Genomic DNA, 7,811 nt, shown 5'->3' with positions numbered 1-7,811 from the left:
GTCGTCTCCGGGGTCAGGGTCAGGTGTCGCAACCCAAACTCTAACCGAAGACTGGCGATGACCACCTCACAGGCGGCATGCTGCGCTATGGGGAGCTTCGCATGCCGCCCTCGCGGCCCGCTCCTACACCACCTCCCGGGACGCTACCTGTTTTCCATCGGCTGGTTCGGCCTCCGACGCCTCAATTATACATTTCGTGTAGGTATCGGATTGGCGCTGGTAGGAGCATTTGGTGTTGGGCTTCCCTACATCATCAACGCTCAGTCGAAGCGATGGCTGACGGAGGTGAAAAACCGCGACCTAAATCTGCCAATTCCGATTCCTGCTGCACGAACAATTGGCCTCCAAGGTTTAATGGGCCTGTGGTCTCCTAATGGCTGCAATGACCTCTGCCAGCTGCTCCTCTACAATGGAATAGCGCAGCAGGTGGTCGTTTCGATGGATGACCGGAAGGTAGATCACTCAACGCGAAATGTGTCAGCACAACTTTTTATTTTCCGCATCGCGCAGGATGAGGCCTGTACGCCTGTTGAGGCGAGGTCTGGCCAGAATGTCATAATTGACTGGACTTTTAATGCGACCGCCATTGCCCGAGCGACACGAGGGCGTACTGCCGATAGCGAGTGCGTTGTGCGTCAAGCAGCAGGCGATGTCGTTCTGGATATCACGATCCGCCGGGTCAATGAGATGATCGGCACGCAGCCGGGTAGGCTTGAGTTAGCTCCTGGGTCCGTGAACGTGAATGCCCTTGAGATTCTCGTCGAAGGCTCCGTCGTGGCGCGCGAGTCGGCATCTGAAACGATGATGCTGTCCATCCCTTTAAAGCTGGTTCCATACGGTCCCACCTTTGAGGCATCGGGTTGGGAATGGTCACGAGAGCGGGTCGGCAATGAAATTTTGGATGTTATTGCCGCACTGAAGCGCCTGACAGCGTTCAACCTTGAGAAGCCGATTGGGGGCACCCCTGTCGGGTTGCGCAAACGGCTTGACGTAGCGCTCAACGACATGTCCCGACATGTCTACCATGAAGTGTTTGAGCTTGTGCCCGACTATTTCTTAATCATCAGCAAAAACGGCTTAATGCCCGGAGATCTAGAGCGTCTGGCAAAGCTGATCTCAGATGAAAGGGTGGCGCGCTTTCAGGCTTTTCCATCTGATGCGCTTCAAGTGCCAGGAGCTGCCGAGATGCTCAAAGGTCGCATCCTAGACCGCCTTCTATGGACGGCAAGAGCCAGGGGCGCTTTTGGTGAGCCCTACAAATCTCTTGAGAGCCTTACCCGCTTGTTGCCGGACGGGAGCTTCGCAAATCCTGATCCACGAGTCGACGCGCTTGTCGACGGTACAGAGACAGGCTTTCTATCACCGAATTTGATTCTTCGCCTTGCTGATCAAGGCGCAAGCGTCGCCAATCGCTTAATTGGAGTTTTAAAGGAAGGCAGAGCTGCGGCTTTAGCGAGTGGGAGTTGGTGGTCTACAAAGGAAAGGATGATCGCTTCTCTCAGGGCCTTATGCCGGCTGGGTTCTGATGCGAGGGCCGTCCTCCCTGATCTTCAAGAGTTCGAAGATACAGGCATCGTCCCGCGGAATGTGCTCGATTCCGATCTGTGGCGTATCACGATGATGAGACTGAGCGTGAATGTGAGCAAGTTCAGCATACCAGCGAATGAGCGCGGGATAATTTATTACAATCAAGAAAATATGGCTAGGCGAGCGGCTCAAGGAGACTGCGAGACGTAATAGTCAGCACAACTCCTAAGTTGGTTGATATTAAGAAAATACCATATCGCTAGGTCTTCGCTCACTCCGCCGCCTCCCGCCGTGCCGTTATCTTCTTGTCCTTCTTCGCCGCCGCCTTCTTGGGGGTATCCTTCGCGGCCGTTTCCTTCTTCAGAGGCCTGCGCTCCAGCACTTCCTTGAGGAAGCGGCCGGTGTGGCTGGCCTTCGATTCGGCGATCTCCTCGGGCGTGCCCTGCGCCACGATCTGCCCGCCGCCGTTGCCGCCTTCGGGACCCATGTCGATCACCCAGTCGGCGGTCTTGATCACTTCGAGATTGTGCTCGATCACGACGACCGTGTTGCCCTGGTCGACCAGCTCGTGCAGCACCTCCAAAAGCTTCGCCACGTCATGGAAGTGCAGGCCCGTGGTCGGCTCGTCCAAAATGTAGAGCGTGCGGCCGGTGGCGCGCTTGGACAGCTCCTTGGAGAGCTTCACGCGCTGAGCCTCGCCGCCGGAGAGCGTGGTCGCCTGCTGGCCCACATGCACGTAGTCGAGGCCGACGCGGGCGAGCGTCTGCATTTTTTCGCGGATCGACGGCACGGCCTTGAACAGGTCGCGGGCTTCCTCCACGGTCATGTCGAGCACGTCGGCGATGGATTTCTCGCGGTACTTCACCTCAAGCGTCTCGCGGTCGTAGCGCTTGCCCTTGCACACGTCGCAGGTGACGTAGACGTCGGGCAGGAAGTGCATCTCGATCTTGATCACGCCGTCGCCGGAGCAGGCCTCGCAGCGGCCGCCCTTAACGTTGAAGGAGAAGCGCCCGGCCTGGTAGCCGCGAGCCTTCGCCTCGGGGAGACCTGCGAACCACTCGCGGATCGGCGTGAAGGCCCCGACATACGTGGCCGGGTTTGAGCGCGGCGTGCGCCCGATGGGCGACTGGTCGATGTCGATGACCTTGTCGAGATGCTCCAGGCCCTCGATGCGGTCATGCGGGGCAGGGTGCTCCAGCGCGCCGTTGAGCTTGCGCGCCACCGCCTTGTAGAGCGTGTCGATGACGAGGGTGGACTTGCCGCCGCCGGACACGCCTGTGATGCAGGTGAAGGTGCCGAGCGGGATCTCCGCCGTCACGTTCTTCAAGTTGTTGCCCTTCGCGCCCACGAGCTTGATCTTGCGCTTCGGGTCGGGCTTGCGGCGTTTGCCGGGCACCTTCACGGACATCTCGCCCGTGAGATACTTGCCCGTCAGCGATTTGGAATTCGCCATGATCTCGTCCGGCGTGCCTTCGGCGACGATCTTGCCGCCGTGGATGCCGGCGCCGGGGCCGATATCGAACACGTAATCGGCCTGAAGGATCGCATCCTCGTCATGCTCCACGACGATCACCGTGTTGCCGAGATCGCGCAGGCGCTTGAGGGTGCCGAGCAGGCGCTCGTTGTCGCGCTGGTGCAGGCCGATGGAGGGCTCGTCGAGCACATAGAGAACGCCGGTCAGGCCGGAGCCGATCTGCGAGGCAAGCCGGATGCGCTGGCTCTCGCCCCCCGACAGGGTGCCCGAGGAGCGGGCGAGCGTCAGGTATTCCAGGCCTACATCGACCAGGAAGGTGAGACGGTCGCGGATCTCCTTGAGAATGCGGCCCGCGATGTCGTTCTGCTTCTTGTTGAGTTTTTTCGAGAGGCCGCCGAACCATTCATGGGCGTCCTTCACGGACAATGCCGTGGCATCGCCGATGTCGGAGCCGGCGATCTTCACCGCGAGCGCTTCGGGCTTGAGGCGCTTGCCGCCGCAGGACTCGCAGGGCGTCTCGCTCATGAAGCGGCCGATTTCCTCGCGCGCCCAGTCGCTCTCCGTCTCCTTGTAGCGGCGCTCCAGGTTCGGGATCACACCCTCGAAAGGCTTCCTCACCTCGTAGGCGCGCAGGCCGTCGTCGTAGGCCATGCGGATCGCAACCCCGTCGGAGCCGTAAAGAATCGCGCTGCGCACCTCCTCCGACAGCTCGGACCAGGGCTTCGTCATGGAAGCCTTGTAGTGCTTGGTGATGGCTTCCAGCGTCTGGCCGTAATAGGGTGAGGTCGACTTCGCCCAGGGCATGATGGCGCCGCGCTTCAGGGAGAGGGTCTCGTCCACCACGAGGGCCTCGTCGATGCGCATCTCATGGCCGATGCCGCCGCAGGTGGGGCAGGCGCCGAAGGGGTTGTTGAACGAGAACAGGCGCGGCTCGATCTCGGGGATCGTGAAGCCGGAGACTGGGCAGGCGAACTTGGACGAGAAGACGATGTGCTTCGCCTTGCCCTTCTCGTCCTTCTCGTCGGCATATTCGATGACCGCGATGCCGTCCGTCAGCTCGAGCGCCGTCTCGAAGGATTCCGCCAGGCGCGCGGCGATGTCGGCCCGCACCACGATGCGATCCACCACCACGTCGATGTCGTGCTTGAACTTCTTGTCGAGGGCAGGGGCCTCGTCGATGGCGTAGTATTCACCGTCGATCTTCAGGCGCTGGAAGCCCTTCTTCTGGAACTCGGCGATTTCCTTGCGGTACTCCCCCTTGCGGCCGCGCACCACCGGGGCCAGCAGATAAAGGCGGGTCTTCTCGGGCAGGTCCAGCACCCGGTCGACCATCTGGGAAACGGTCTGGCTCTCGATGGGCAGTCCGGTAGCGGGAGAGTAGGGGATGCCGACCCGCGCCCAGAGCAGGCGCATGTAGTCGTAGATCTCGGTGACGGTGCCGACCGTCGAACGCGGGTTCTTGGAGGTGGTCTTCTGCTCGATGGAAATGGCGGGCGAGAGGCCGTCGATCTGGTCCACGTCCGGCTTCTGCATCATCTCGAGGAACTGTCGGGCATAGGCCGACAGGGACTCTACGTAGCGCCGCTGCCCCTCGGCGTAGATCGTGTCGAAGGCCAGCGACGACTTGCCCGAGCCGGACAGTCCCGTGAACACGACGAATTGGTCCCGGGGCACCATCAGGTCGACGTTCTTGAGGTTGTGCTCCCGCGCCCCGCGCACCGAGATCACACGCGCATTCGGGTCTCCCGCCTTGGCGCGGTTGAACAATTCGTCGAGTTTAGCCATTACTGAGCTTAGCCTTGAAGTGGGAGTCCCGGCCTGGGTCGACCGGCCCCCGGATATGTGGTGCCCCGCCCGCCGGCGCAATGCGGCGGATGATTCCAGATACACGATCCTAGAACAAAGAGGGTACGGCGGGCAAGCGGAGCCGTGCCGACCGCTCCTGCAAAAAGAAAAGGCCCGCCGAGGCGGGCCTTCACGTGGTGCGGAACTGGGTCTCAGAGCACGAAGACGAAATCCGCGGCCTTGAGGGCTGCCTTGTTGGCTAGGGTCGCCACGAGCTGAAGTTCGAACTTAGTCCCAATCCCGTCCGCATCGTAGTACAGCTTGCCGTCATCCGTGTCGTAGAAGAACTGCGCCAGGGTCGTGGCAGGCTTGGGATCGGTCCCGACAACAAGCGGGTTTGCCCTGTCGAAGGCAGGGGTGATGTACTTGTCCAAATCGCCATCGTAGTGTTGAAACGTATTGGCTTGGACGAGGAAGTAATCCTTGCCCGAGAAGTCCGCGATCGTGCATTCCGAATTCGGCGACAGAATGAACTGATCGTCCCCCGCGCCGCCGACGAGAGTGACGTTGCCGCCACCTCCCAGCTTGTCGTCGCCCGCGCCGCCATTGACGAGGATCCCATTAGCCGGATTGTCGGGATTGTCAGCATATGCTGTAATCTTATCGTTACCCGCTCCGCCGTTAATCACGCCGGACTTGCCAGAGCCATAGAGCGAATCGTTGCCCTTCGAGCCTGTGATGACGCTGCCGACATCCATAGCATAGACGGAAGCACTGACCTTTTCGAACTGCCCCGCCTTGATGCCGAGATAGCCGATATCGGCAGCTTTCTTGCCGGTAACCTTCGAGAGATCGAGCAAATAGGTCTTATAGCCGGACAAGTTGTCATAGATCAGGACATCGAGCGTATCCACGCCCTTGCCGCCCAGGGCGTTGTCCCCATAGTCGACCCTGACCGTATCATTGCCGTCGCCACCCAGGAGCCTGTCTCCGCTCTTTGGTACCCGAACTCCGTTCACAAGGGGAGACTCAGGATCGCGCCCATCGACGATGTCGTCGCCAGCCCCACCGGACAGATAGTCACTGCCTTCCCCGCCGTAGAGCTGATCATCGTCCTTGCCGCCATCGAGTCGATCGTTACCTTTGCCCCCGGATAGGTAATCGTCACCCTCGCCACCGTTGAGCTTGTCGTTGCCGTCGTCGCCGTAAACACTGTCCTGACCCGCGTCGCCATAGAGGCTATCATTGCCGTCACCGCCAATGAGAGAATCCCTACCGTCGCCGCCATAGAGCTTGTCGTTGCCCAGGCCGCCATCGAGAAAGTCTTTGCCCAGGCCACCTAGTGCCTTGTCCGATCCGACGCCGCCATAAATGGTGTCGTTGCCATCGCCGCCGGTTAGATCGTCATTGCCATCGTCGCCAGAGACGTAATCGTCGCCGGCGCGGCCGTCGAAGATGTCCTTGAACTTCGAGCCGAACAGGGAGTCGTCCGAGGCAGTTCCCTTGAAGGCCTTTCTTTTGGCCGTAATGCGATAGGTGGTCATTTATTCCTCCATTCTGGAGGGGTGAATGACATGAAGTAACATTAATTGCAACCGGGCATTGCGCGCCCGAGTCTGCCCTCCCGGTTGGTGCTGCCGCGTGGAAAACGAAGCGTTCGGGCGCTGGGCGCACGAATTAAAGCCGAGATAAAGCCGCGTTCATGGGTTAGAATAATCATATCCCAGCTTGCATGATCGAGAGGAGTGTGGGTCATGGTTCATCGGCTTATCCTGCTTGGTGGTGCGTTCCTGGCCCTCATGATCCAAGCGAGCCATGCGGGCCCGTGCACGCCAGAGATCGACGGGCTCCAGGCGCAGGTCGACGCCAGGATCGATGCCGTGGCCGGATCGGGGAGGGCTGCTGCGGAATCCACGGCGGCGCTTCAACAACACCAGCCGACGCCCGCTTCGATCGCGGCAGCCGAGCAGAAGCTCGGCGAAGGCAAACCGGAAGAAGCGGCCTTGGCGGCTTTGGCGCGCGCCCGGGCGGCCGACGCCTCCGGTGACAAGGCGGGCTGCGACGAAGCCCTGGCCCTCGTCCGGAAGGCTCTTGCGCATTGATCCTGGCGGCCGCGCCGCCGGGGCGTATCCCCTTTACTGGGGACAGACCTGTGCAGAACCCGGCCGATGGCTTGCCGTCCGAACGCTCCGGCTTCAGAACTCGCCCTCAAGCATGAAAGAGAGGCGCGCCCGATGGCAGGCAGTGTGAACAAGGTGATATTGGTGGGGAACCTGGGTCGGGACCCTGAGGTTCGGCGTCTGTCGAACGGGGAGCCTGTGGTGAACCTGCGGATTGCCACGTCGGAGACCTGGAAGGACAAGGGGACGGGCGAGCGCAAGGAGAAGACCGAGTGGCACTCGGTGGTGATCTTCAACGAGAACCTGGCCCGGGTGGCGGAGCAGTACCTGAAGAAGGGCTCGAAGGTGTATGTCGAGGGCCAGCTGCAGACGCGCAAGTGGACGGACCAGAGCGGCCAGGAGAAGTACACCACCGAGGTGGTGCTGCAGCGCTTCCGGGGCGAGCTGACGATCCTGGACAGCCGCGGCGGCGGTGGCGCGTCCGAGTTCGGCGACGAGGAGCCGGGCCAGATCAGCCGCGGCGGCGATTTCGGGCGTTCGGCTCCCTCTCAGGACCGGCGGCCTGCACCGTCCTTCGGCGGAGGTGGCGGAGGCGGCGGCTCCCGCTACAACGATCTCGACGACGACATTCCGTTCTGAGGCGCGGTACTTTAATATTTGTCTACTAACGTCGATAAGTTGCGGCGGGAATTGATACAATTCCCGCCGCAACTTATTCGAAAATGCAAGTAGAGGTTTTTCTTAAGTTGCGGGAGACTAGGCTCAGGACCTATTAATTTGGTCTGAGGAGTGATTCAGTGCCTCTGCGATGGAGGTGCTGATGGGTGATCTGTTTCTTCTGAGCGAGCGCCAGATGGCGCGGATCTCACCGTATTTCCCATTGGCTCATGGCGTGCCGCGGGTGG

5 protein-coding genes are annotated in these 7,811 nt (G+C 60.8%); 3 read left to right on the top strand and 2 right to left on the bottom strand.

Annotation, left to right across the window (positions count from 1 at the left end; all coding sequences use genetic code 11):
* Window positions 1-210 precede the first annotated feature (210 nt).
* A complete protein-coding gene (locus AB4097_RS21120) occupies window positions 211-1,737 on the top strand; it encodes a hypothetical protein (RefSeq protein ID WP_442043201.1) in 1,527 nt (508 codons plus the stop codon).
* Window positions 1,738-1,798: 61 nt separating this feature from the next.
* Here the strand turns inward: AB4097_RS21120 and uvrA are convergent, their stop codons facing one another.
* Both uvrA and AB4097_RS21110 read right to left on the bottom strand, forming a co-directional pair.
* Window positions 1,799-4,786: an excinuclease ABC subunit UvrA gene (gene uvrA, locus AB4097_RS21115; RefSeq protein WP_442043199.1), complete on the bottom strand. Its 2,988-nt coding sequence runs from the start codon at window positions 4,784-4,786 to the stop codon at window positions 1,799-1,801.
* A gap of 212 nt (window positions 4,787-4,998) precedes the next feature.
* Window positions 4,999-6,330 carry a calcium-binding protein gene (locus AB4097_RS21110; protein ID WP_442043197.1) on the bottom strand — a complete coding sequence of 444 codons (1,332 nt, stop codon included), beginning with the start codon at window positions 6,328-6,330 and terminating at the stop codon, window positions 4,999-5,001.
* Between the two features lie 210 nt (window positions 6,331-6,540).
* Between AB4097_RS21110 and AB4097_RS21105 the strand changes: the two genes are divergently transcribed.
* Window positions 6,541-6,888, top strand: coding sequence for a hypothetical protein (locus AB4097_RS21105; RefSeq protein WP_442043195.1), 348 nt, complete (start codon window positions 6,541-6,543; stop codon window positions 6,886-6,888).
* A 132-nt stretch (window positions 6,889-7,020) separates the two neighbouring features.
* Window positions 7,021-7,545: a single-stranded DNA-binding protein gene (locus AB4097_RS21100; RefSeq protein ID WP_442043193.1), complete on the top strand. Its 525-nt coding sequence runs from the start codon at window positions 7,021-7,023 to the stop codon at window positions 7,543-7,545.
* Window positions 7,546-7,811 lie beyond the last annotated feature (266 nt).

It is taken from the genome of Microvirga sp. 2MCAF35 (assembly GCF_052115545.1).
In the GTDB taxonomy this organism is placed as follows: domain Bacteria; phylum Pseudomonadota; class Alphaproteobacteria; order Rhizobiales; family Beijerinckiaceae; genus Microvirga.
Note: the sequence above shows the minus strand (reverse complement) of the source record. Positions and strands in the feature narration are given on the sequence as shown.